At 71.0% G+C, this 24545-nt stretch carries 24 protein-coding genes; 17 read left to right on the top strand and 7 right to left on the bottom strand.

Annotation, left to right across the window (positions count from 1 at the left end; translation table 11 throughout):
• Window positions 1-3 precede the first annotated feature (3 nt).
• The 8 genes from GT755_RS23045 to GT755_RS23010 all read left to right on the top strand — a co-directional run bounded on the left by GT755_RS23045 (window position 4) and on the right by GT755_RS23010 (window position 7135).
• The gene (locus GT755_RS23045; protein ID WP_161481684.1) at window positions 4-942 is read left to right on the top strand and encodes a type II secretion system F family protein; all 939 of its coding nucleotides are present in this window, start codon (window positions 4-6) and stop codon (window positions 940-942) included.
• A gap of 2 nt (window positions 943-944) precedes the next feature.
• Window positions 945-1169 carry a hypothetical protein gene (locus GT755_RS23040; RefSeq protein ID WP_030451345.1) on the top strand — a complete coding sequence of 75 codons (225 nt, stop codon included), beginning with the start codon at window positions 945-947 and terminating at the stop codon, window positions 1167-1169.
• Complete coding sequence (locus GT755_RS23035; RefSeq protein ID WP_246059847.1) at window positions 1166-1597, top strand: TadE/TadG family type IV pilus assembly protein; 432 nt, start codon at window positions 1166-1168, stop codon at window positions 1595-1597. The genes GT755_RS23040 and GT755_RS23035 overlap by 4 nt, the downstream gene beginning before the upstream one ends.
• Window positions 1598-1619: 22 nt before the next feature.
• A complete protein-coding gene (locus GT755_RS23030; RefSeq protein ID WP_161481683.1) occupies window positions 1620-1982 on the top strand; it encodes a TadE/TadG family type IV pilus assembly protein in 363 nt (120 codons plus the stop codon).
• Between the two features lie 20 nt (window positions 1983-2002).
• Window positions 2003-2404 carry a pilus assembly protein TadG-related protein gene (locus tag GT755_RS23025; protein ID WP_161481682.1) on the top strand — a complete coding sequence of 134 codons (402 nt, stop codon included), beginning with the start codon at window positions 2003-2005 and terminating at the stop codon, window positions 2402-2404.
• Window positions 2401-5541 (top strand): hypothetical protein, encoded by a 3141-nt coding sequence (locus GT755_RS23020; RefSeq protein ID WP_328794468.1) that lies wholly within the window; start codon window positions 2401-2403, stop codon window positions 5539-5541. Before GT755_RS23025 ends, GT755_RS23020 begins: the two co-directional genes overlap by 4 nt.
• A gap of 62 nt (window positions 5542-5603) precedes the next feature.
• Complete coding sequence (locus GT755_RS23015) at window positions 5604-6215, top strand: hypothetical protein (RefSeq protein ID WP_161481681.1); 612 nt, start codon at window positions 5604-5606, stop codon at window positions 6213-6215.
• Entirely contained in the window at window positions 6212-7135 is a 924-nt protein-coding gene (locus GT755_RS23010; protein ID WP_161481680.1) for a hypothetical protein, read from the top strand. The genes GT755_RS23015 and GT755_RS23010 overlap by 4 nt, the downstream gene beginning before the upstream one ends.
• A 49-nt stretch (window positions 7136-7184) precedes the next feature.
• On the opposite strand, the gene GT755_RS23005 is transcribed toward GT755_RS23010, so the two are convergent.
• The 5 genes from GT755_RS23005 to GT755_RS22985 form a co-directional block, all read right to left on the bottom strand.
• On the bottom strand, window positions 7185-7694 hold the full coding sequence (locus tag GT755_RS23005; protein WP_161481679.1) for a methylated-DNA--[protein]-cysteine S-methyltransferase: 510 nt from the start codon (window positions 7692-7694) through the stop codon (window positions 7185-7187).
• On the bottom strand, window positions 7691-9067 hold the full coding sequence (locus GT755_RS23000) for a DNA-3-methyladenine glycosylase 2 family protein (protein ID WP_161481678.1): 1377 nt from the start codon (window positions 9065-9067) through the stop codon (window positions 7691-7693). The genes GT755_RS23005 and GT755_RS23000 overlap by 4 nt, the downstream gene beginning before the upstream one ends.
• A gap of 83 nt (window positions 9068-9150) precedes the next feature.
• Window positions 9151-10089, bottom strand: coding sequence for an NYN domain-containing protein (locus GT755_RS22995; protein ID WP_030451336.1), 939 nt, complete (start codon window positions 10087-10089; stop codon window positions 9151-9153).
• A 114-nt stretch (window positions 10090-10203) separates the two neighbouring features.
• Window positions 10204-10407 carry an acyl-CoA carboxylase subunit epsilon gene (locus GT755_RS22990; RefSeq protein ID WP_081898295.1) on the bottom strand — a complete coding sequence of 68 codons (204 nt, stop codon included), beginning with the start codon at window positions 10405-10407 and terminating at the stop codon, window positions 10204-10206.
• Complete coding sequence (locus tag GT755_RS22985) at window positions 10404-11993, bottom strand: acyl-CoA carboxylase subunit beta (protein ID WP_161481677.1); 1590 nt, start codon at window positions 11991-11993, stop codon at window positions 10404-10406. The genes GT755_RS22990 and GT755_RS22985 overlap by 4 nt, the downstream gene beginning before the upstream one ends.
• Before the next feature lie 83 nt (window positions 11994-12076).
• On the opposite strand from GT755_RS22985, the gene GT755_RS22980 reads away from it, so the two are divergent.
• From GT755_RS22980 to GT755_RS22965, 4 genes are all read left to right on the top strand, one after another.
• Complete coding sequence (locus tag GT755_RS22980; protein ID WP_161481676.1) at window positions 12077-13390, top strand: APC family permease; 1314 nt, start codon at window positions 12077-12079, stop codon at window positions 13388-13390.
• Between the two features lie 57 nt (window positions 13391-13447).
• Complete coding sequence (locus tag GT755_RS22975) at window positions 13448-14212, top strand: ABC transporter ATP-binding protein (RefSeq protein WP_161481675.1); 765 nt, start codon at window positions 13448-13450, stop codon at window positions 14210-14212.
• Window positions 14188-15741: a hypothetical protein gene (locus GT755_RS22970; protein ID WP_161481674.1), complete on the top strand. Its 1554-nt coding sequence runs from the start codon at window positions 14188-14190 to the stop codon at window positions 15739-15741. The genes GT755_RS22975 and GT755_RS22970 overlap by 25 nt, the downstream gene beginning before the upstream one ends.
• A gap of 68 nt (window positions 15742-15809) precedes the next feature.
• Window positions 15810-18458, top strand: coding sequence for a phosphoenolpyruvate carboxylase (locus GT755_RS22965; RefSeq protein WP_161481673.1), 2649 nt, complete (start codon window positions 15810-15812; stop codon window positions 18456-18458).
• Here the strand turns inward: GT755_RS22965 and fdhD are convergent.
• Window positions 18408-19250: a formate dehydrogenase accessory sulfurtransferase FdhD gene (gene fdhD / locus GT755_RS22960; protein ID WP_161481672.1), complete on the bottom strand. Its 843-nt coding sequence runs from the start codon at window positions 19248-19250 to the stop codon at window positions 18408-18410. The genes GT755_RS22965 and fdhD overlap by 51 nt on opposite strands.
• The gene (locus tag GT755_RS22955) at window positions 19243-21399 is read right to left on the bottom strand and encodes an FdhF/YdeP family oxidoreductase (RefSeq protein WP_161481671.1); all 2157 of its coding nucleotides are present in this window, start codon (window positions 21397-21399) and stop codon (window positions 19243-19245) included. Before GT755_RS22955 ends, fdhD begins: the two co-directional genes overlap by 8 nt.
• Before the next feature lie 119 nt (window positions 21400-21518).
• On the opposite strand from GT755_RS22955, the gene GT755_RS22950 reads away from it, so the two are divergent.
• The 5 genes from GT755_RS22950 (at window position 21519) to GT755_RS22930 (ending at window position 24545) form a co-directional block, all read left to right on the top strand.
• Complete coding sequence (locus GT755_RS22950) at window positions 21519-22334, top strand: biotin--[acetyl-CoA-carboxylase] ligase (RefSeq protein WP_161481670.1); 816 nt, start codon at window positions 21519-21521, stop codon at window positions 22332-22334.
• Window positions 22335-22376: 42 nt separating this feature from the next.
• Window positions 22377-22889, top strand: a complete 513-nt coding sequence (locus tag GT755_RS22945; protein WP_161481669.1) for a PH domain-containing protein — start codon at window positions 22377-22379, stop codon at window positions 22887-22889.
• An 86-nt stretch (window positions 22890-22975) separates the two neighbouring features.
• A complete protein-coding gene (locus GT755_RS22940; RefSeq protein WP_062342920.1) occupies window positions 22976-23155 on the top strand; it encodes a (2Fe-2S)-binding protein in 180 nt (59 codons plus the stop codon).
• 14 nt (window positions 23156-23169) lie between these two features.
• Window positions 23170-23652 carry a bacterioferritin gene (bfr, locus tag GT755_RS22935; RefSeq protein ID WP_161481668.1) on the top strand — a complete coding sequence of 161 codons (483 nt, stop codon included), beginning with the start codon at window positions 23170-23172 and terminating at the stop codon, window positions 23650-23652.
• A gap of 224 nt (window positions 23653-23876) precedes the next feature.
• Window positions 23877-24545, top strand: a complete 669-nt coding sequence (locus tag GT755_RS22930) for a response regulator transcription factor (RefSeq protein WP_030451323.1) — start codon at window positions 23877-23879, stop codon at window positions 24543-24545.

Below are 24545 nucleotides of genomic sequence, written 5' to 3'. Positions count from 1 at the left end.
CGCGTGATTGCCACTGCTTTCGCCGGGGGCGTGCTCGGGCTGGGGATTCTGCTGCTTCTCCGGGCTCTGTTCCCGCCACGGCCCGGCCTGGCGACGCGTCTCGCGGCGCTCGACGTCGCGCGGACCGGTGAGGACGCGCCCAAGACGCCGCTCGTCGCGCCCGACGAGGAGGTCAGCGCGTTGCGGCAGGCCCTCGGGCAGCGGCTCGCCAGGTTCTATGCCGCCCGAGGGTGGGAGGCGCGGTCGATCCGGGCCGATCTCACCCTGCTCGGCAAGTCGTTCGAGGGGTTCCTCGCTACCAAGGTCCTGCTCGCCGTCTCGGGGCTGCTCGCCTTCCCGCTGCTGGTCGGATGGCTGGCGGTCATGGGGTGGGGGGTGTCGTTCCAGATTCCGCTCTGGTCGGCGCTGCTGGTCAGCGTGATCTTCTTCTTCCTGCCCGACGTCCAGATCGGCAAGGACGCGGCCGTGCGCCGCCGCGACTTCCGGCACGCCGTCGGGGCGTTCCTCGACCTGGTCGCCATGAACCTGGCCGGCGGGCGCGGGGTGCCCGAGGCGCTCATGATGGCCGTCTCCGTCGGCACCGGCGCCGAGGTGAACGCCCCCGGCTCCAACTGGGCGATGGAGCGCATCCGCGAGGCGCTCGCCAACGCCCGGATCGTCGGCATCACCCCCTGGCAGGCACTCGGGCAACTCGGCGACGAGATCAACGTCGACGAGCTGCGCGATCTGTCGGCCGCCCTCGGGCTCGTCGCCGACGACGGGGCCAAGGTGCGGTCGTCGCTGACGGCCCGCGCGGCCACGCTCCGCAGGCGCGAGCTGGCCGAGATCGAAGGCAAGGCGGGCGAACGCTCGCAGTCGATGCTCGTGGCGCAACTCCTGCTGTGCGCGGGCTTCGTGATCTTTCTCAGTTACCCGGCCGCGATGAAAATGTTGGGATCCTGAACATGATCGATTACCTGGTGGCGATGATCAGCGTCCGCATCCACAAGGCCCGGACGGCCCCCTCACGCGGGGCGTCGGCGGTCGAGTGGGCCATCATCACGGCGATCATCGCCGGGGTGGCGCTGGGCCTGGCCGCGCTCATCCAAGGCCTCGTCGAGTCCCGCTCGGCCGAGATCACCACCAACTTCGGCGGCGGCGAATCCGGTGGCGGCGGCGGTGGTGAGTGAGACGTCCTGACCGACGGGACGACGACCGGGGCGCGACCGTCATCGAGCTCGCGCTGCTCATGCCGGTCGTCCTGGTCGTGGTGCTGCTGATCGTCCAGATGGCCCTCTGGTTCCACGGGCGGCAGGTCGCCGACGCGGCCGCGCGCGAGGGGGCCAGGATCGCACGGGCCGGCGACGACGACTGGCAGGGCGCCGCCGAGGCCAAGGCCCAGCAGATCATCCAGGCCATCGGCCCGGAGATCCTCCAGTCGGCCACGGCGACCGCGTGGGAGGAGGGCGACTCGCGCGGTGTGGAGGTCACGGGGAGCGCGGTGCAGGTCGTGCCGCTGCTGCCCGAGATCTCCTTCACGATCACGGCCCGCTTCGGCGGCCCGGTGGAGTGTTTCCGGCCCGACGACGGCAGCGGGGGGTGTGCGCCGGATGAGTGAGCAGGCAGTGGATCGAGGGTCCATGTCGGTCGAGACGGTCATGCTGGCGCCCGTCCTGCTGCTCTTCCTGCTGTTCCTGGTCGGCGCCGGACGTGTCGTCGAGGCCCAGGGCGAGGTCAACGGCGCCGCCCGCGACGCCGCCCGGGCCGCCTCGGTGCAGCGTGACAGGGGCGCGGCCGAGGAGGCCGCCACGTCGGCGGCCACCGGCGCGCTCGCCGACTGCCCGCCGGAGGTGTCGATGGCGGGCACCGACTGGCGCTCGGGCGGCGCGGTCGAGGTGACCGTGACGTGCACGCTCGACCTCGACTTCCTCGGCTTCGGCGCCGGCGTGACGATCACCGGGGACTCCGTCGTCCCCTTGGAGCAGTTCCGGAGGGTGGAGTGAGACGGGCCGACCGGGGATCGATGTCCACCTTCGTGGTGCTCTTCTCGGTCGCCGTGTTCCTGCTCGCGGGCCTGCTCGTCGACGGGGGCGCGGCGATCAACGCCAAGTTGCGCGCGGCCGACATCGCCGAGCAGGGCGCGCGGGCGGCGGCCGACCGGATCGACGTCGAGACGCTCCGGGCGACCGGCCGGCTGCGGCTGCTCGGCGACGCGGAGGTGTGCGGGCGGGCCGGCGAGATCGTCTCCGCGCACGACGCCGACGGCGTCGCGATGGGCCGGTGCACGGTCGGGGCGGGCCAGACCGAGGTGACGGTGGAGGTGAGCGTTACATGGGAAGCGTTCTTCCTGGCCGCGATCGGGTTTCCGGGATCGGAGATGACCGCGTCGGCGACGGCCGTCCCCGACCAGGGAGACGGCGCGTGAAACGGACCGCCGGTGACGTCTTCGCCGGTCTGGCGGCCCTGGTGGCGCTGGTCGCGCTGCTGGGCGGCGTCCCGTATGCCCTGATCCGGTTCGCCGGGCCGCCGATCCCCGACGAGCTGCTCGACCTCGACGCGCTGATGAGCCAGGTCGGCACCGAGACGATCATCGCGGTGCTGGTGCTGCTGGTGTGGGTCGCCTGGGTCCAGCTCGTGCTCTGCGTCCTGGTCGAGGTGTACGCCGGGATCCGCCGCATCGGCATGCCCGCGCGGGTCCCGCTGTCGGGCGGCACCCAGGTGCTGGCCAACCGGCTGGTCTCGGCCGTGCTGGTCCTCTTCACGGTCTCGGCCGTCGCCGTCCCGCTGACCAGGTTCGCGTCCACGCCCGTGGTGCCCGTCAAGCCGACGCTGGTGAGCGCCGAGTCGACGATCCCCGAGCGCGCCGCCCTGGTTCCGCGCGGCGAGGTCAAGAAGGTGTACGTCGTCCAGCCGCCCCACGGCCGGCACCACGAGAGCCTGTGGGAGATCGCCGAGAAGTGCCTCGGCGACGGCCGCCGCTACGGCGAGATCTACGAACTCAACAAGCACAAGGAACAACCCGACGGGGCCCGCCTCCACATGGCCGACCTGATCCGGCCGGGCTGGGTGCTGGACATGCCGGGCGACGCCCGCAACACCCATGTGGTCCCCGCCGACGACAGCCGCCCCGAGATCCTCAAGGACCACCCGGGCCCACCCGGCAAGGACAAGGCCGACCGCACCACCCCCCAGCCCGACCGGGCCGCCCAGCCCGACCGCGACACCACGCGACCGGACGACGACACCCGCTTCGAGAACCGCGACAACACCCACGTCCAACCCCCGGCGAACGGTCAGCGGCCCGGGGCCACCCCCACACAGGAGCCGACGCGGCCACCCGCTGAGAACCGCCGGCCGACCGTCACCCCGACCCCGCCGCCCGCAGCGGGGGAGGACAACACCGCCCGCCCGCCGGTCACGATCGAGCCGACCCGCCCACCGGTCGACGGCGACTTGACCGTGCCAGGAGGCCTGGACAACACAGCCCGCCCCCCTGCCACGGGAAGCCAGGGCGACAACCCCACGCGCCCCCCGGCCGCCGAGCCGACCCGCCCCGGCCAGTCAGAGACCCGCAGGCCAGAGACCGGGAGGCCCGAGGCGACCGCAGGCCCGGAACGTACAGAACCCAGGAAACCGATCCCCACCGTCACCGCCACCACCCCCGCAGAGGAGGCCGGCATCGGGGACACCACGATCCCCAGGTCAGGCGTGGTCGCCGCGCCCGAGGGCGGCACCATCCTCACCACCCCGGCCGCCGCCCAGGGCTGGACCGAGCAGGTCGACCTGGTCGACTACCTCGCCGGGGCCTCGCTGCTCTCGGCGGGGCTGCTCCTGCTGCTGGGCAGGCGGCGCAGGCGGCAGCTCTGGACACGGGCGTTCGGGCACCGGATCCAGCGGCCCAGGGGAGAGGCCGCCTCGGCGGAGGTCGCGATGCGGCTCGGCGCGGACGCACCGGGCAGCCGCGTCCTCGACGCCGGGCTCCGGCTGCTCGGCAGGCTGCTGGCCGAGGCCGACCGGCGGCCGCCCGCCATCTACGCCCTGCACCTGTCGGCGCGCGGCATGGACCTGTGGGTGCATCCGCCGAGCCAGGACGCCCCGGCCCCGTTCGAGGCCGCCGACGGCGGACAGATCTGGCGGCTGGCCGCCCACGAGGCGAGACGGCTCGACGACCAGGCCCTGGCCGACGTGCCGGCGCCCTATCCGGGCCTGTTCTCCCTCGGCACCGCCGAGACCGGCCGGGTGCTCGTCGACCTGGAGGCCGCCCACGGCGTCATCAGCGTCGTCGGGCCGCAGGCGGTCGCCGCCCTGTCGGCGCTCGCCGTCGAGCTGGTCACCAACCGCTGGTCGGACACGATGAAGGTCACCCTGGTCGGCTTCGGCCACGAGCTCCGCGCCATCGCCCCGGAAAGGGTCGACGTCGCGGCCTCGCTCGCCGAGGTCCTGCCGGAGTTCGAGAACGCCGCCCAGCCGCCCGACGTCCTCACCGGGCGCATCCACGGCCGGGCGAACAACCCCGTCCACCCGCCGCACTACCTGCTGAGCGCCGTCCAGCCGACCGCCGACGAGGCGCGCCGGCTCGCGGTCCTGGCGAAGAACACCAGGGCGGCGGCCGGATACGTGATCGCCGCGCCGCTCCAGCACGCCACCTGGACGTGGGAGGTCACCGAAGACGGCCGTTCGGTCATCGACGCGCTGGGCTTCGACGTGAAGGCGCAACTGCTGCCGCGCCGCCACTACAAGGCCATCGTCGACCTCTTCCGCACCGCCGAGGACCGGCAGGGCGAACCGCTGCCGCTGCCGGAGATCCGCCGCCACGACGAGCCCCCGGCCATCGAGGTCCGCATCCTCGGCCCGATCGAGATCTCCCCGGTCAACGCCCTGGAGGAGGGCCGCGCCGCACTCGCCCACGAGCTGGTCGTCTACCTGGCCACCCATCCGGGGGGTGTGCACCCGGTCGTGCTGGGCGGGGTGCTCTGGCCGCGCGGCGTGCAGCCGATGGTGCGCGACGCCACCCTGGCCCGCGTCGCCGAGTGGCTCGGCAAGGACCACGAGGGCCGCCCCTACCTGTACGCCGACGCCTCCGGCCGCCTCCACCTCAGCGAGGAGGTCAGAACCGACTGGTCGATGTTCCAGGACCTGGTCAGGAGAGGTGACCCGATGTCATTGGAGAAGGCGCTGCGCCTGGTCAGGGGCCCGCTGCTGAACCCCAGACCGGCCGGCCGCTACGCGTGGCTGGCCGCCGACCCGCTGGAGTTCGACGTCACCGCCTCGGTGGCCGACGCCGCCCACCGGCTGTGCGAGTCGCGCCTCTACCGGGGCGAGGCCGAGGGCGCGACCGCCGCCGCCAGGGCGGGGCTGCTGCTGGCCCCCGACGACGAGGGCCTCTGGCGCGACCTGCTCAGAGCCGCCCACGCCACCGGAGACCCGGCCCGGCTCCGCGCCGTGGTCGACGGCCTGCACCGCCGGGCCGCCTCTCATCCATACGGAGGCGGCATGGCTCCCGAGACCGAAGCCCTCATCGACGAACTGCTCCCCGTGTGGCGAGCGACGACCACCGCGTGAGAACCATGCCGAAACCCGCACATCACTGGATCACGGTCCGGCCCGCTCGTTACGGTCACCCCGTGCACTGGGTAGCCGTCATCGGGCTCGTCACCACCCTGACCGCCTGCGGAGCCCCGGCGGACCGGGGTTTCACGCCGCAGGGCGCGGCCCCGTCGAAGGCCGCCGTCGCGACCGCGCCGGCGACCGCCGAGACCGTCACGATCGGCGACGGCCTGTCCGTCTCCATCGAGTGGCCCGACCGGCGCGACGAGATGATCACCGCCTTCACCGACTCCTACGTGAACCAGTGGAAGGCGGTGGCCTCCGGCGGCGCGGACGAGACATACCTGAGCAACGTCGAAGACGCCGCCAGCCGGGTCGCCTACGCCTGGGTGTCCGGCTTCACCCGGACGAAGACCTCGGCGAAGGGCACCGCGAAGCTCTATTCGATCAGGGTCGCCGCGGTCGACGGCCGGGGCGCCGAGATCGACGCCTGCGTCGACACGTCGGGGATGCAGGTGGTCGACGCCGCCGACGCCCCGCTGGCACAACAGCCCAACTGGACCAAGCCCCCCAAATCCATCTATCTCCAGGTCGCCGCCGTACGGCGAGGGGACGACGGAACCTGGCGCGTCAAGTTCTTCCAGCACGCCGCCTTTCCCGACCAAGCCGCGAAGGAGTGCCAACGGTGAAAGCCGCGCTCGCGTTGACACTGGCCCTGAACCTGGTCGCCGCCGACCCGACCCCCGGCGGCGCCCACGGCAAGGGATTCCAGACGGGCCGGACCGTCGGAGTCCAGCTGACCAACTCCACCATCGTCATCAGCGGCAACGGGACCGGCGGCCGCGCCGACGGCTACCGGATCAAGCGCCCGTGCTGGTACGAGCCCGGCAAGTCGGCCGAGGACATGCTGCAGAGCCAGGAGCAGCTCCGGAGCTGGTGGTTCCACACCAACCCCGGCGGCACCGAAGAGGACTTCCAGAAGTTCCTGGAGCAGTACAAGGACAAGGTCGGCCAGGACGGCCGCTGGTGGTCGCCGGCCTACAACGCCGCCGACCCCGGCGGCATGGCCTGCTGGTCGAACCTCGAAGGGGCGTTGTGGGTGCCCGACGGCGAGACCCCGGCCGGGGGCATCACCATGGAGGAACTCCTCCAGATCGCCCGCGCCGCGCTGACCGTGCCCGAACCGACGATCCAGCTCAACCCCGACGCGAAGAGTTACGTCAACCTGCCGACGTGGGTCTGGCTCGGCGACCAGGGCGCGACGACGCGGTCGGTCACCGCGACCCTGCCCGGCGTCATGTCGGCCACGGTCACCGCGAGGCTCGACACCATCGAGATAAAACCCGGCACCACCCGCGCCGAGGTGGCGAAGGACTGCGGCACGACCGGTCATCCCTACGTGAAGGACGGAAAGTTCCGGTGCGGCGTCACCTATCTGCGCGCGTCGGCCGACCAGCCGCGCAAGGTCTACACGCTGACGGTGACGACGGTCTGGCCGGTCACGAGCAACGTCGACCAGTCTGTCGTGCCCTTCGTTTACGATCCGGTTGAGGCGACGGTAACCCGAGACGTGCCCGTGGGTGAGGTGCAAACCTCTGTCGAGGGGTAGTCGTCTCAGCCCGTGATCGTGCGTCCGTCACATCTCCTTCGGCGCACGATCACGGCCCCGACTGAAGCGATGCGCCTTCGTGGGCGAGCAGCCACTCCTTGACCGGCGTGCCGTAGTAGTAGCCGCCGTAGCCGCCCGACGACGGCAACACCCGGTGGCAGGGCACGAACGGCGCGACCAGGTTCTGCGCGCACGCGCCGCCCGCCGCGCGGGCCGCCGTCCGCGGCATTCCGGCCCGTTCGGCCAGTTCCGCGTAGCTCACCGTCGTCCCGGCCCTGACCCCGCGCAGCGCGGTCAGGAGCCGCTGCCGCCGGTCGCTGCCGGGCTGGACGGCCGCGATGCCGTCGAGGGCGTCGAGGCGTCCGTCCAGATATTCCTTTACGGCTCCCGCCGCCCCCGGCACCTCCCCGACGGTCAGGCCCAGCTTCCGCAGTTCCGGGGAGAGCCGGGCGAACATGGCCTCGGGGTCGCCGGTGAAACCGGCCGCCACCAGGACCTCGTCGTGCGCGAGCATGGCCAGGGGGCCCACGGGCGTCGGCACGGTCTGGGCGATGATCATGATTTCTCCTCGGCGTTCCACAGATGCAGCGCGGCGTAGGCCCGCCAGGGCCGCCAGCGCTCGGTCTCACTCATGGGGATGGCCAGCGCGGCCATCGTGCGGCGCAGCCCGAGATCGTCGTCGGGCCACGCGTCGGGATCGCGCAGCGCCCGCAGGGCGACGTATCCGGCCGTCCACGGCCCGATTCCGGGCAGTTCGACCAGCGCCGCGACCGTCTCGGCCAGATCGCCGGCCTCCAGGTCGATCTCCCCGGACGCCACGGCCTTCGCGGCGGCCCGCAGCGTGGCCACCCGGCGGGTCGTCATGCCCAGCCCGTCGAGGTCGAGGCCGGCCATCTCCTCCGCCGACGGGAAGATCTCCGCCGACCGGGCGGCGATGCGCCCCAGGATCGTGCGGGCCCCGGCGACGGAGATCTGCTGGCCGACGATCGCCCGTACGAGCAGCTCGAAGGAGTCCCACGCCCCAGGCACCCGCAACCCCGGCCGGGCCGCGACGAGCGGCCCGAGCGTGGTCGGTTCGAGGGCGGCGGCGATGGCGTGGGGGTCGGCGTCGAGGTCGAGCAGCCGGCGGCACCGGGCCACGATCCTGGCGAGATGCCGGGTGTCGCCGCCGGTCACGGTCAGTCTGACGTGGTCGGTGACCGGGGTCAGCGTGACCTCGCCGCCGGGGATGCGCCGTTTGTAGACGGCGTTGTCGACGACCTCCTCCACGCCCGGCACGGCCCGCGCGGCGAGGAAGCCCAGCAGGGCCCGCGCCTCGAACGGCTGCCGGACCCCCAGCCGCAGCGTCAGCCCTCCGGCCGCCATCGGCCCGTCGGATCTGCGCAGGTCGCCGGGCGCGAACCGGTAGGACTCCTTCATGGCGGCGTTGAACTGGCGCACCGAACCGAACCCCGCGGCGAAGGCCACGTCGGCCATCGGCAACGAGGTCTCGGTCAGCAGCTGCTTGGCCAGCAGCAGCCGCCGGGTCCGCGCCACCGCGAGCGGCCCGGTGCCGAGCTCGGCCGCGAACAGCCGGTGCAGGTGGCGCTCGCTGACGTGCAGGCGGCGGGCCAGCTCGGCCACCCCGCCGTCGTCGGCGACCCCGTCGTCGATCAGCCGCAGCGCCCGCCCGACCAGGTCGGCCCGGACGTCCCATCCGGGCGCGCCGGGCGACAACTCCGGCCGGCACCGGCGGCACGGCCGGAACCCGGCCGCCTCGGCCGAGGCGGCGTGGTCGTAGAAGCGCACGTTCTTCCTGGCCGGTGTCCGCGCCGGGCAGATCGGCCGGCAGTAGATGCCGGTCGAGGTCACCGCCGTGTAGAACCGCCCGTCGAACCTGCGATCCCTGGCCGAGATCACCAGATAGCGCTCTTCGAAGTCGAGTGTGTTCACGCCGAACACGCTACGCCCAGCTCAGCAGCCCAAGCTGGCGGATTTCGGACTCCAGCATGGCCACCCCTCTGACCAGCCGAAACCTACTTCGAGGAGATGCCGACGCCCAGGTCGAACTCGCGGTAGACGCGCGCCCAGAAGCCGTCGCGCAACCAGACGCGGGCCTCCGGGTAGGGGCGCAGGGAGTGTCCGAGCTCCTTCTCGGCCTCGATGAGCAACTCGGTGTCGATGACCGTCGGCAGGAGCGGTCCCGGGAGCAGGTCGCGGATGTTGTCGCGGCCCCGCGTCAGGATCCACTTCTGCGCGACGTGCTCGCCGACCTCCTCCACCCGAGGGCGGCTCGGCCCGAGCTTGGGCTGGCCCGCCTGCTTCTGCGGGGGTGCGGCGGGCTTCGCCGTGCGGCCCGCGAAGACCTGGGCCGGTGAGGGCGGCGGGGTCACCGCCACCGGGATCGGCGCACGCGTGAAATAGGCCCTCAGGAAGTCGGCGGTGATGATCTCAACGGTGTCGGACTCCCAGACCAGCCGTTCGGCCTGGTTCGTGCCAAAGGGGGGCTCCACCCCCCAGAGGTGCACCCTGACCCCGTAGGCCTGGGCGGCCTCCACCGCCGGCACCATGTCCTCGTCACCCGCGATCAAGACGGTGTCGCTGACGGCGTGGTGCCGGGCCAGCGCCTCCAGGTCGCTCCGTATCTGCGCGTCGACGCCCTTCTGCTGGCCACGCGCGTTGAGGTTGCCAAGCCGCACCTTCACCCACGGGAGCTGGGCGATCACCCGCTGGTCGACCGTGGGAACCCGGTCGCGGGCGGCGTCGTACCAATAGACACGCAGGAGCTCGCCGGGAAGGCGCTCCATGGCATGCTTCTGCAGGGACTGGATCAGTTCGTCGGCCGCGACGCGATATTCCTTGCGTTCCTTCGCGCCCAGCAGAACCTCGCCGGCGGCGGCGTAGAGATAACCGACATCGACGAGAACCGCGTATTTCGCTGCCATGCTGTGCACTGCGAGGTCCGGGATGGCCATCGCGTCCTCCAGGCCTCGTCTCCGTGTGTTGTTGGTCTAGCTGCTATTGCCCTTTTGGAGATACTCCCAACTCTTGGGCCACTTGACACCCGGTTCGGCCGATCTAATCCCTGTCTATTCGGGTAGTCCGCTGGCCCTCCAGGTTCCCTTGCCGGGCCTGGGGGGGACGTTTCCCCGCATCCTTCGCGAAGGGGCCCGCCACCTGGGCGGACTCGGCTCACGTTCTGGCTCCGTCAGTGAAATATGACGTAGCGCTACGACGAGCGCGGCCACCTCCTCGGGCGTCGCGTCGCCGCGCACGATCCTCAGGTGGGTCATAGGGGGATGTTCCCATGCTTCTTCGGCGGGAGGGAGGCCCGCTTGTTCCGCAGCGTCCGCAGCGAGCGGATGATCTTCACGCGGGTGTGGGAGGGGCGGATCACCGCGTCGACGTAGCCCCGCTCGGCGGCGAGATAGGGGTTGGCGAGGGTGTCCTCATACTCGGTGATGTAGCGGGCCCGCGCCGCGTCGGGGTCCTTCGCGTCGGCCAGCTCGCGGCGGTAGAGGATGTTGACCGCGCCCTGCGCGCCCATCACGGCGATCTGCGCGGTCGGCCAGGCCAGGTTGATGTCGGCGCCGAGGTGCTTGGAGCCCATGACGTCGTAGGCGCCGCCGTAGGCCTTGCGGGTGATCACGGTGACCAGGGGGACGGTGGCCTCGGCGTAGGCGTACAGGAGCTTGGCCCCGCGCCGGATGATGCCGTTCCACTCCTGGTCGGTGCCGGGCAGGAAGCCGGGCACGTCGACGAAGGTCAGCACCGGCAGGTTGAACGCGTCGCAGGTGCGCACGAACCGGGCCGCCTTCTCGGAGGCCGCGATGTCGAGCGTACCGGCCAGCGACATCGGCTGGTTGGCCACGATCCCGACCGGGTGCCCCTCGACCCGCCCGAACCCGACCAGGATGTTCGGCGCGAACCCGGCGTGCACCTCCAGGAACTCGCCGTCGTCGAGCACGTGCGAGAGCACGGTGTGCATGTCGTAGGGCTGGTTGGCCGAGTCGGGGATCAGCGTGTCGAGCTCGCGGTCCTCATCGGTGACCGTGAGGTCGGCCTCGGCGTCGAAGACCGGCGGCTCGTCGAGGTTGTTCGACGGCAGGTACGACAGCAGCGCCCGCGCGAAGTCGAGGCAGTCCTGCTCGTCGGAGGCCTCGTAGTGGGCCACGCCCGACCGCGAGTTGTGCGTGTGCGCGCCGCCGAGCTCCTCGAACGTCACCTCCTCGCCGGTGACCGTCTTGATCACGTCGGGCCCGGTGATGAACATGTGGGACTTCTCCGACACCATCAGCACGAAGTCGGTGAGGGCCGGCGAGTAGACCGCGCCTCCGGCGCACGGGCCCATGATCAGCGAGATCTGCGGGATCACGCCCGAGGCGTGCACGTTGCGGCGGAAGATCTCGGCGTACAGGCCGAGGGAGACCACCCCCTCCTGGATGCGCGCGCCCCCGGAGTCGTTGATGCCGACGACCGGGCAGCCGGTCTTCAGGGCGTGGTCCATGACCTTGACGATCTTCTCGCCGAAGACCTCGCCCAGCGACCCGCCGAACACGGTGAAGTCCTGCGCGAACACCGCGACCGGACGCCCGTCGACCGTGCCGTAGCCCGTCACGACGCCGTCGCCATAGGGCCGTTCGCGGTCCATCCCGAAGCTGGTCGACCGGTGCCGCGCCAGTTCGTCGAACTCGACGAAGGAGTCTTCGTCGAGGAACGCCGTCAGGCGCTCGCGGGCGGTCATCTTGCCCTTCTCGTGCTGCTTGGCGACCGCGCGCGCCGACCCCGCGTGAGCCGCCTCGTCGAGCCGTCGCTCCAGGTCGGCGATCTTTCCCGCCGTCGTGTGCACGTCGATCTCTGGCACCGGTTGAGCAGTCATGGCGCAAGGGTAATCCGCACACCGCCGCCGACTTCCAGGGGGTGTTCGAGCGTGACCCGCGTGACGCTGGGTAGTCGCGTCGCATGAGTACGCAGGCCCCGAGTCTGAAGCGCGTCATCGGACGACGCGTGCTGCTGCTGTTCGTCGTCGGCGACATCCTCGGCGCCGGCATCTACGCGCTCGCCGGCAAGGTGGCGGGCGAGGTCGGCGGGGCGCTGTGGCTGCCGTTCCTGGTCGCCTTCGTCCTGGCGGCCCTGACCGCGACCGCCTACGCCGAGCTGGTCGGCAAGTATCCCCAGGCGGCCGGCGCGGCCCTCTACACCAACCGTGCCTTCGGCGTCCCCTTCCTCACCTTCATCGTGGCCTTCGCCGTGCTGATGAGCGGGGTGACCTCCGCGAGCGCGGCGGCCAGGGCCTTCGGCGGCACCTACCTGGCCGAGTTCGTCACCCTCCCCACCGTGGTGGGCGCGCTGATCTTCCTGGCCGTCGTGACCCTGGTGAACTTCGCCGGCATCTCCGAATCGGTCAAGGTCAACGTGGTGCTGACCCTGATCGAGGCGTTCGGCCTCCTGGTCATCATCGCGATCGGCGTGTACGCCCTCCTCACCGGCGACGGCGACCCCTCCCGCGCCCTGGAGTTCCACCCCGAGAACGGCGCCTTCCTCGGCATTCTGGGCGGCACCGCCCTGGCCTTCTACGCCCTCCTCGGCTTCGAGGACTCGGTCAACCTCGCCGAGGAGGCCAAGGACCCGCAACGTTCCTTCCCCCGCGCCCTGTTCGGCGGCCTGGCCGTCGCCGGCCTCATCTACCTGGCGGTGGCGTTCACCGCGACGATGCTGGTCGACACCGAGACGCTGAAGAACTCCAGCGGCCCGCTCCTGGAAGTCGTCAAGGTCGCCGGCCTGGAGTTCCCCCCGAAGCTGTTCGCCCTGATCGCCCTGCTGGCCGTCGGCAACACCGCCCTGATCAACATGCTGATGGCCTCGCGCCTGGTCTACGGCATGGCCCGCGAGGGCATCGTGCCCAAGGTCTTCGGCGCCGTCCACGCGGGCCGTGCCACCCCGTGGGTCGCCATCGTCTTCACCGTCGCCATCGCCGTGGTCCTCGTCTGCACGGGCGACGTGGGCGGCCTGGCCGACACGACCGTCCTCCTTCTGCTCTGCGTCTTCACCATCGTCAACATCGCCGTCCTGGTCCTGCGCAGGGAGACCGTCGACCACGACCACTTCCACGCCCCGTCGTGGGCCCCGGTCCTGGGCGCGGTCGCCTGCGTGATCCTCATCCTCCCGATCACGGGCCGCGAGGGCTCGGTCTACCTCCGCGCCCTCATCCTGCTGGCCATCGGCGTGGTGTTGTGGGCGGTGAACCACCTGGCGGGCCGCCGGTCGAAATTGTGACCTCCCGGCGTTGATCGGCAGGGCCGGATCCGGGGGAGCCGGGGCAGAGTGGAGGGCATGACAGAGGCGGTTCGGACGCGGGGCCTGGTGAAGGCCTTCGGGCAGCAGGTCGCGGTTGCCGGGGTGGATCTGGTCGTACCGGCCGGGAGTTTCGCGGGGCTCGTGGGGCCCAACGGGGCGGGGAAGACGACCACGCTGAGCATGATCACGGGGCTGCTCAGGCCCGACGGCGGGCTGGTGGAGATCCACGGCGCCGACGCGTGGGCCGAGCCCGTGAAGGTCAAGAGCTCGATCGGGGTGCTGCCCGAGGGGCTGCGGCTCTTCGAGCGGCTCAGCGGGCGGGAGCTGCTGCTCTACAACGCCGAGTTGCGCGGCATCTCCCGGGATGAGGGCGCGAAGCGGGCGGCCGAGCTGCTGAGGGTCATGGACCTCGTGGAGTCGCAGGACAAGCTCGTGGTCGACTACTCGACCGGCATGCGGAAGAAGATCGGGCTGGCCGCCGCGCTGCTGCACAACCCGGCCGTGTTGTTCCTCGACGAGCCGTTCGAGGGCGTCGACCCGGTCAGCGCCAACACGCTCACCGAGGTGCTGCGCCGTTACACCGCCTCCGGCTCGACCGTGATCTTCTCCAGCCACGTCATGGACCTCGTCGAGCGGTTGTGCGACTGGGTCTCGGTCATGTCCCGCGGTCACATCGTCGCGCAGGGGCCGACCGACGAGGTGCGGCGCGGGCGGTCGCTCAACGAGGCGTTCCTCGACCTCGTCGGGGCCGGCGGGTCGGGAGAGGAGGGGCTGTCGTGGTTGGGCTCTTCGTCCGGCTGAAGCTCCGGCTGATCGCCGGCAGCCTCAAGGGCACCGGGCAGCAGCGGGCCGGGTTCGTCTTCTCGCTGATCGCGGGGCTGCTGGTCGCTCTCGCCGGGTTCTACCTGATGGCGGGGCTGCGGGCGCTCGACCCGTCCATGGCGGCCGACGTCGGGGTGGTCTTCTTCACGGCCATCCTGATCATGTGGATCGTCGGGCCGCTGCTGATGTTCGGGCTCGACGACACCCTCGACCCCGCCCGGCTGGCCCTGTTCCCGCTGACCACCGGGCAGCTCACCCGCGGGCTGCTGGCCTCCTCCGCCGTCGGCATCTGGCCGGTCGCGTCGTTGTTCGCGATGACGGGCGTGATCTTCGGAGTGGCCCGGTCGGTGACCGGCGCCGTCATCGGGATCGTCGCGGTGCCGGTGGCGTTCGCCTGCTGTCTGGTGGTGTCGCGGCTGGTCACCACCGCCCTGTCCGGCGCGCTCCGGACGCGGCGCGGGCGCGACCTGATGGCGGTCGCGGTCATCCTCCTCGTCGTGGGGTCGCAGCTCCCGGGCATGCTGCTCAACCAGGGGCTCGGCAACGGCCTGGAGATCATCACCCGGACCGCAGGGGTGCTGCGGTGGTCGCCCACAGGGCTGGCCGCCCACGCGATCGCCGACGGCGGGCTCGTGGGGGTCGCCGAGGTGGTGGCGGTCGCCCTGTTCACCGCGGTCTGCGCGTGGTTGTGGATCGTCGCGCTCAAGGCCGCGCTCACCAGGGCCGACTCCTCCAGCCAGGGCGGCGGGAGCGTGCGGCGGTCGCGGTTCGGCGGGCTGCTGCCCGAGGGCGTGCTCGGGGCGGTCGTCGCCAAGGAGCTCAAGTACGCCCGCCGCGACCCCCGGGGCCGTGTCACCTGGGTCAGCGCGCTGGCCGTCATCATCATCATGATCTTCTCGACCCGGAGCAACACCGGCGGCGAGCCGATCGTCTGGATGGGCGTCTTCCCGGTCTGGCTGGGCGGCCTGGTGGTGTCGCTGCAGGCCACCAACTCCTTCGGCATCGACGGCAGGGCCCTGTGGATCAACGCCGTCGTGTACGCCAGACCCGAGGCCCTCCGCGCCGACCTGGCCGGCCGCCACCTGACCATCACCCTGATCGGCGCCCCGCTGATCTGCCTGACGGCGGTGGTCACCGGCCTGCTGACCAGGCCCGAGTGGATCGTCCCTGCGGCCCTGACCGGCGTCGGCGTGATGGGGCTGGTCTTCGCCGTGGGGTCGTTCACCAGCGTCTACATCGCCTACACCCAGCCCGAGCGGGTCAACGCCTTCACCGGCGCGGCCCCCGGTCAGGGCGGGCAGGCGTTCCTGTCGTCGATCGGGTCGCTGGTCGGCGGGGCGGTGTTGTCGTTGCCGGTGCTCATCCCGGTCATGGCGGGCCACCTCTGGGTGTCGGTGCTGATGCCGGTCCTCGGATTCGCCCTCTCCTGGCTGGCCCGCGCCAAGGCGTCGGCGATCGGCTTCCGGCGCATGCCCGAGCTCATGGCGGACGTTTCCCGTCCCACCTGACCATTGGTCTAGTCCAATGGGTGAGACCGGTCTGAGGTCGTTTGAGGGCACTCGCTAGTCTTCCAACCATGGCCGCCCTGTCTCACCACGACCGCCACAGCGCCGTCACCGAGATGCCCGACGACCTCCGCGCCGACGTCCGCCTCCTGGGAGAGATCCTGGGTCAGGCAATTGCCGAAGACGGCGGCCCCGACCTCCTTGCCGATGTCGAACGTCTCCGCAAAGCGGTCATCGCCGCCCGCCGGCGGGAGACCACGGTCGACGACGTGGCGGCTCTGGTCGCCGAATGGCCCCTCGACCGGGCCGTGCTGATCGCCCGTGCCTTCACCTGTTACTTCCACCTCGCCAACCTGGCCGAGGAGCACTACCGCATCCGTATCCTGCGGCAGCGCGACCGCGACGACGTGCCGGTGCCCGAGTCGCTGCCGCAGGCCGTGCGGGCGCTGCGCAGCGACGTGGGGACCGAGGAGCTCGACCGGCTCATCGGGCAGCTGGAGTTCCGGCCGGTGCTGACGGCCCACCCGACCGAGGCCCGGCGGCGCGCGGTGGTGACGGCGATCCAGCGGATCAGCGGCCACCTCGACCTCTACAACACGCCCGGCCGGGGCGCGGGGGAGCAGCAGGAGGCCAAGCGGCGGCTGCGCGAGGAGGTCGACCTGCTGTGGCGGACCGCCCAGCTCCGGTCGACCAAGCTCGACCCGCTCGACGAGGTGCGCACCGCGATGGCGGCCTTCGACGAGACGCTCTTCCGGGCCGTGCCGCTGATCTACCGGTCGCTCGACGGCGCTCTGGAGCCGGGCACCGGCACCCGCCCGCCGCTCGCCCGCCCCTACATCCGCTACGGCTCCTGGATCGGCGGCGACCGCGACGGCAACCCCAACGTGACCTCGAAGGTCACGCGCGAGGCCATGCTGATCCAGAACGAGCACGTGCTGATCGCGCTGGAGAACGCGGCGACCCGCATCGGCCGCACGATGACGCTGGCCGCCGAGCGCACCCCGATCTCCCCCGCTCTGCGCGCCGCCCTGTCCCGCGCCGAGGGCGACTTCCCCGACCTGGTCTCCGAGATGGCGACCCGCTCGCCGAGCGAACCGCACCGGCAGTGGCTGCTGTTCGTGGCCGGGCGCATCGCCGCGACCCGCCGCCGCGACCTCGACCTGGCCTACCGGTCGCCCGCCGACCTGCTCACCGACCTGCGGCTGGCGCAGGAGTCGCTCGTCGAGGCCGGCGCGGTGCGGCAGGCGTACGGGGAACTGCAGCACCTGATCTGGCAGGTGGAGACCTTCGGCTTCCACCTGGCCGAGCTGGAGGTGCGGCAGCACTCCCAGGTCCACGCCGCCGCGCTGGCCGAGATCGAGGCCGGCGGGGCCCGCTCCGAGCGCACCGAAGAGGTGCTGGCCACGATCCGGAGCATCGCCTGGATCCAGGAGCGGTTCGGCGTCACCGCCTGCTCCCGCTACGTCGTCTCGTTCACCCGCTCGGCCGACGACATCCTGGCCGTCTACGCCCTGGCCCGGCACGCCCTCGGCGACCGCGCGCCGGTGCTCGACGTGGTGCCGCTGTTCGAGTCGGGGGAGGACCTCGACAACTCGGTGCGCGTGCTGAGCGGGATGATCGCCTCCGAGCCCGTCCAGAAGCGGCTGGCGGCCAACGGCCGCCGGGTCGAGGTCATGCTCGGCTACTCCGACTCCGCCAAGGAGCTCGGCCCGGCCGCCGCGACCATGCGCCTCTACGACGCGCAGGCCGCGCTCACGAAGTGGGCCGCCGAGAACGAGATCGTGCTCACCCTCTTCCACGGCCGGGGCGGCGCCCTGGGCCGGGGCGGCGGGCCGGCCAACCGGGCGGTCCTGGCGCAGGCGCCGGGCTCGGTCAACGGCCGGTTCAAGGTCACCGAGCAGGGCGAGGTCATCTTCGCCCGCTACGGCCACATGGCCATCGCCCGCCGCCACATCGAGCAGGTCACCAACGCGGTGCTGCTCGCCTCGACCAGCCCGGTCGAGCAGCGCACCGCCGACGCCGCCGCGAAGTTCCGCGAGCTGGCCGACCAGGTCGCCACCGCCTCCGAGCGGGCCTACCGGGGCCTGACCGAGGCGCCCGGCTTCCCCGAGTGGTTCGCGCTGGTCAGCCCGCTGGAGGAGATCGGCTCGCTGCGCCTCGGCTCCCGCCCGGCCCGCCGCGGCCTGGGGGCGCCCAAGTCGCTCGACGACCTGCGCGCCATCCCGTGGGTCTTCGCCTGGGCCCAGACCCGGGTCAACCTGCCCGGCTGGTACGGCCTCGGCTCCGGTCTGGCCGCCGTCCTCGACGCCGGAGGCCAGGCGGAGCTGCGGGAGGCCTACAAGGAGTGGCCGCTGTTCGCCTCGCTGCTCGACAACGTGGAGATGTCGCTGGCCAAGACCGACCGCGCCATCGCCAGCCGCTACCTGGCGCTGGGCGGCCGCGACGACTTCTTCAAGCAGGTCATGGACGAATACGACCTGACCCGGCGGCTGGTCCTGGAGATCACCGGCCACTCCCGGCTGCTGGAGTCGCGAAGGGTGCTGTCCAGGGCCGTGCAGCTCCGTGACCCCTACGTCGACGCGCTGTCGCACCTGCAGCTGCGGGCGCTGACCGCGCTGCGCACCGCCGACGACCTGGGCGACGACGAGCGCGAGAGCCTGTCGACGCTGCTACTGCTCAGCGTCAACGGCGTCGCCGCGGGTCTGCAGAACACGGGCTGAGCCCGCGTACACGTTGAAGCGCTCCTCGCGGAGGAAGCCCACGAGGGTCATGCCGAACTCCCGCGCCACGTCGACGGCCAGCGACGAGGGCGCGGAGACGGCGGCCACGATGGAGATCCCGGCCGCGAGGGCCTTCTGCATGATCTCGTACGACGCCCGGCCGGACACCAGCAACACCGGCCGGGGCCCGTCGTTGAGCAGCGACCAGCCGATCACCTTGTCGACCGCGTTGTGCCGGCCGACGTCCTCTCTGATCCTGATCAGCTCACCCTCGGGGGTGAACAGACCGGCGGCGTGCAGGCCGCCGGTCCGCCCGAACACGCCCTGGGCGGCGCGGAGTTTCGCGGGCAGCCCGTAGAGGGTGTCCGCCGAGATCTCCAGATCGTCGGCCGCCAGCGGCGTGCACTTGCCGTGCAGCGCGTCGAGGCTCGCCGAGCCGCACACCCCACAGGCGCTCGACGTCACGAAGTAGCGGTCGAGCCCGGGCAGATCGGGCAGGGGACCGCGAAGTCTCACCGTCACCGTGTTGAACCGCGCCTCCGGCGGCACGTCCTCGTCGGTGCAGTAGGCGATGGCCTCGATGCCGGTGATGCCCTCGCCGTTGAGGAACCCGGCGGCCAGCTCGAAGTCGGAGCCGGGGGTCCGCATCGTGATCGCCAGGGTCCGCCGCTCGGTCCCGGACGTGATGCGGATCTCCAGCGGCTCCTCGGTGGCCACCTCGTCGGGCCGGTCGCGAGAAATGGTCCCGGCGACCGACCTGACGCGGTAACGCGTGACCGGACGGTCACCCATGGCGGGTCAGCGTCGCGGCCGCGTTGTAGTCGGGGATCTTGGCGTCGGGCGACCGGCGGGCCTTGTCGAGCAGCACGTTGCCCTCCGGCCAGTGCACCTGGATGTTCCCCGGCGTCAGCGGCGCCCGCAGCACCTTCCCGACCAGCGACCCGCTGGCCGTGGTCAGCTCGACCTCGGTCCCGTCGGGCAGGCCGAGCCGGTCGGCGTCGTACGGGCTCATCAGGACGGCCTCGCGGGTGGCGCCGTTGAAGCCGTCGACCCGCTCGTGGACCATGCTGTTGAACTGCTTGCCGCGCCGGGTCGCGACCAGGAACGTCCCGTCGGGCCGGTGCAGCCTCGGCAGCCCGACCGCCGCGAACGTCGCCGTGCCGAAGGGGAGGTGGCGGCCGCCGTACTGGACGTTGTCGCCGAACTTCGCCAGCTTCGCGATGCCCTCGTAGAACGGCACGGCCCTCTCGATGTCCCGCCGGATGTCGGCGGTGCCGCCGTAGCGCAGTTTGGCCGCCAGTTCGGGTCGGGCGCGGGCGGCCAGCTCGGTGAAGATCTTCCATTCGGGCCAGGCCTCGCCGACACGCGGCCCCTTGACCTCGGGGGAGAAGATGATCCGCCGCTCGGTCGAGGTCTCGGTGACCCCGCCCTCCATCTCGTAGCGCGTCTGCGCCGGGAGCAGGATCACGGTCTCGCCCGGGACGAGCATCTGCGAGGACACCACGATGTCGACGTGCACCCGCAGCCCGACACGTTCGAGCGCCTCCCGGCAGTAGGCCGGGTCGGGCAGCACCTCCAGGAAGTTGCCGCCGCTCGACACCAGGACGTCGAGCTCGCCCGCGTGGGCGGCGTCGATCATGTCGGTGGCGGTCAGGCCCGGCGTGAGCGGCAGGTCGAAGCCCCACAACTCGGCGAACCTGCGGGTGTGCTCCTCGGTGATCGGCAGGCCGCCCGGCAGGCCGGTCGCGTACGCGCCCATCTCGGCCCCGCCCTGCACGCCGCTGTGGCCCCGGATCGGCATCAGGCCGCAGTGGTCGCGGCCGAGGAAGCCGCGGGCCAGCGCCAGGTTGACGATCGCGCGGACGTTGTCCTCGCCGTAGGTGTGCTGGGTGACGCCCATCGACCAGACGAGCACGGCCGACTTCGCCTCGCCGAGGAGGCGCGCCAGCTCGTACATCTCGGCCTTCGTGGCGCCCGACAGGGCCTCCAGCTCCTCCCACGACTGCGACTCGACGGCGGCGCGGGCCTCCTCGAAGTCCTTGGTGCGGTCGGCGATGAAGGCCTCGTCGAGCCAGTCGTTCTCGATCAGGTGCTTCAGCACGCCGTTCAGGAACCCGATGTCCCCGCCGATGTTGACCGGGAAGAAGTGGTCGGTGATCTTCGTGCCGAAGACGGCCGACTCGACGTTGGAGGGCACCCAGTACTTCTGCATGCCCGGCTCGCGGTAGGCGTTGACCATCGCGACCTTCGTCCCGGCCTTCTTCGCGTGGTAGAGGTACTTCATCGCGACCGGCTGGTTGTTGCTCGGGTTGCTGCCGATGAAGACGATCAGGTCGGAACCGATCCAGTCGGTGTACGAACAGGTCGTCGCCGCCGCCCCGATCGCCTGCTTCAGCGCGACCGTCGAGGGCGAGTGGCAGATCCGGGCGGCGTTGTCGACCGAGTTGCTGCCGAGGGCGCGCACGGCCTTCTGGGCGGCGAAGTAGTTCTCGTTCGGCACGCCACGGCTGGTCAGGTAGACGCCGAGCTTCCCGTTCAGGCGGGGCGCGATCGTGTCGAGCGCCTCGTCCCACGAGATCCGGGTGAAGCCCGGGTCGCCCGCGCGCCTGATCATCGGGTGGGGCAGCCGCCCCAGCTCCCGCAACTGCGCGCTTTTGGCCGGGAGCGCCGACACGTCGGCCAGCAGGGCCGGGTCGAGCGCGGGGGCGGTGTTCAGCGGCAGCAGCCGCAGGCGGATGTTGCACAGATGGACCTCGTCCATCGTCCAGTCGCGCATGCCCTTCGTGCCGAGCGCGCAACCGTCACAGGTGCCCTGGGTGAGCAGGCGCCAGGCGTAGCGGCGATTGCCTTTCACCGCTCGGAAGGCCTTCCACAACTCTAGGTAGTTGTTCGGTTTACGTTCGCCGATGCCGAAGGGCTTCCAGCTGGCCCAAGTTCTCATAAGGGCAGATTATGCCCACCGTAACCCTCTCAAGGGTAGCGGCGACTACATGGGGTAGTAATCCCAGGTCATCGACTGTTCGTCGAACGGAACGGTGTTCGGAAGGGAGAATGGCAGTCATGCCCGAACCTTCGTATCCCGATCTCGACCGACCCCAGTTGTCCCAGGCCGCCCTCCGGGCCGAGCTGGTCAGGCCCGGATCGTTGTGGTCGTCCCTCACCGTGGTCGAGCGCACCGGCTCCACCAACGCGGACCTCGGGCAGGCCGTCCGCGACGGCGTCCGCGAGGGGGCGGTCCTGGCGGCCGAGTCCCAGTATGCCGGGCGGGGCCGCCTCGGCCGCGTCTGGATCGCCCCGCCGCGCTCCGGGCTCACCTTCTCCGTCCTGCTCCGGCCCGAGGTCAGGACCTCCCTGCAGGGCTGGTTGCCGCTGCTGTTCGGGCTGGCCGCCGCCACCGCGATCCGCCAGGTCGCCGAGGTCGACGTACGGCTGAAATGGCCCAACGACCTGCTCCACGACGAACGCAAGCTGGCCGGCATCCTGGCCGAGCGCATCGACTCGGCCGTCGTCATCGGCATGGGCCTCAACGTCAGCCTCCGCGACTCGGAGCTGCCCGTCCCCCACGCCACCTCCCTCGCGCTGGCCGGGGCGACCTGCCTCGACCGCGACCGGCTGCTGGCCGGGGTGCTGCGGGAGCTCGAACGGCTCTACCGCGACTGGTGTCTGGCCGGCGGCGACGCCGACGCGTCCGGCCTGCGGGCGGCCTACCTGGCGGCGAGCGCGACGGTCGGGCAGGAGGTGAGGGTCGAACTGCCCGGCGAACGGCTGCTCGCCGGCCGGGCGACCGGGATCAGCGAGTCGGGTCAGCTGATCGTCACGAGCGGCGGCGCCGACCATCCCCTGAGCGCGGGCGACGTCGTCCACGTTCGACGGTAGAACCACGCCCGGAACGGACTGGTACGTGCCACGATGTGGCCCATGGGTCTCCCTGATCACCACCTGACCGACGGTGAACGAGTCGTCCATTCGTTCCACCCGCACTGGAAGCGGCTCGTCGGTCCGTTCCTCGCGCTGGTCCTCGTCGTGGCCGCCTCGTCGGCCGCGATCTACTTCATACCGAACGACTACGAATACTCCGGCATCGCCCGCATCGCGGTCGCGGTGGTCTCGGTGGTCGCGCTCGTCCTGCTCACCTTCGTGCCCTACCTGCGGTGGAAGACGACCGGCTACACCCTGACCACCCACCGGTTCACGATCAGCACCGGCGTCCTCAGCAAGTCCCAGGACGACATCCCGCTCGCCAAGGTCAACTCGGTCAGCTCCGACCAGACCCTGATGGAGCGCGTCCTGGGCAGCGGGACCCTGAAGGTAGAGTCGGCGTCCGAACGCGGGGTCATCGACTACCGCGACATTCCCAAGATCCAGGCCATCCGCGCCGATCTGTTCCGGCTGGTGGAGGACGCCTCCGACGGGGTCGTCGACGGTCACTGATCTGTGGCGGTCCTCACATAGGCAAGCCTAACCAAAGTCGGCTACCTTAGGAGAGCCTTACCTATGCATCTCCGAAGGGTCCCTGGATGTACGCCTGTGTGTGCCGCGCCGTCACCGAGAACGAGGTGCACGACTGCATCGCCAACGGCGCCCGGACCGTGCGGCAGATCCGCGACACCACCGGCGCCGGGGGCGACTGCGCCTCTTGTGTCCGGAAGATCTGTGCCATTCTGAAGCGGTCAGAGAGTTTGATCACGACCGCGTAGGCAAGGGACCGGGCATGCAGGGCGACAAGGACATCATTGCGCTGCTCAACGAGCAGCTTACGTCTGAGCTGACGGCCATCAATCAGTACTTCCTCCACGCCAAGATGCAGGAGAACTGGGGGTTCACCAAGCTCGCCAGCTTCACCCGCGCGGAGTCGATCGACGAGATGCGCCACGCCGAGGCGCTGACCGACCGCATCCTCTTCCTCGAAGGCCTGCCCAACTACCAGAAGCTCTTCACCCTCCACGTCGGCCAGACCGTCAAGGAGCAGATCCAGAGCGACCTGGAGCTCGAACTCGGCGTCGTCAAGCGCCTGAAGCCGGGCATCGCCCTGATGCGCGAGCGCGGCGACATCGTCTCGGCCCTCCTCTTCGAGGAGATCCTCAAGGACGAGGAGCACCACATCGACTACCTGGAGACCGAGCTGGCCCTCATGGAGACGCTCGGTGACGCTCTGTACCTCCAGCGGTACGCCGAGCCGCCGTCCGCGTCCTGACGCAGTCGAGACGCAGGGCCGCGAGAAACGCCCGCCGGGATCCCGGCGGGCGTTCGCTTGTCTTGGGGCGGTCCGCGTCTCGCGTTCGTCACCAAAGCCGCCCGGACATGCTGCCGCAAAACCGCCTTTGTCCATGTTTGCCCAGGTCAATTGATGGGTCAACGTGGAGTCAAACCGCGCGCTGTGCCCGGGAAACGATCGCCTAAGGTCCTACGATCGCTTCCATGACCTGCGTACTTCTCGCCGAGGATGACACCTCGATCTCCGAGCCGCTTGCGCGCGCCCTGCGCCGGGAGGGCTACCAAGTCGAGGTGAGTCCCGACGGCCCGCAGGCCCTGGAAAGGGCACTCTCGGGAGGCGTCGACCTCATCGTTCTCGACCTCGGTCTCCCGGAGATGGACGGCCTGGAGGTCGCCCGCCGTATCAGGGCCGAGGGCCACGGCACTCCCGTGCTGATCCTGACCGCTCGCGTCGACGAGGTCGACACCGTGGTCGGCCTCGACGCCGGGGCCGACGACTACGTCACCAAGCCGTTCCGCCTCGCCGAACTGCTCGCCCGCGTCCGGGCCCTGCTGCGGCGGGGCACCTCCGAGACGCCGGTGGTCCAGGGCGTCCGGATCGACGCCGACTCGCGCCGGGCCTGGATGGGCGACAAGGAACTCCACCTGACCACCAAGGAGTTCGACCTGCTCCGCGTGCTCGTGCGCGACGCCGGCAAGGTCGTGACCCGCGAGCAGATCATGCGGGAGGTCTGGGACACCAACTGGTGGGGTTCCACCAAGACCCTCGACATGCACATCTCCTGGTTGCGGCGCAAGCTCGGTGACGACGCGGCGAAGCCGCGGTACATCACGACCGTCCGAGGGGTCGGCTTCCGCTTCGAACGCGAGTAA

It is taken from the genome of Herbidospora solisilvae, from assembly GCF_009901565.1.
GTDB lineage: Bacteria > Actinomycetota > Actinomycetes > Streptosporangiales > Streptosporangiaceae > Herbidospora > Herbidospora solisilvae.
This window is presented reverse-complemented; position numbering and strand designations above follow the sequence as displayed.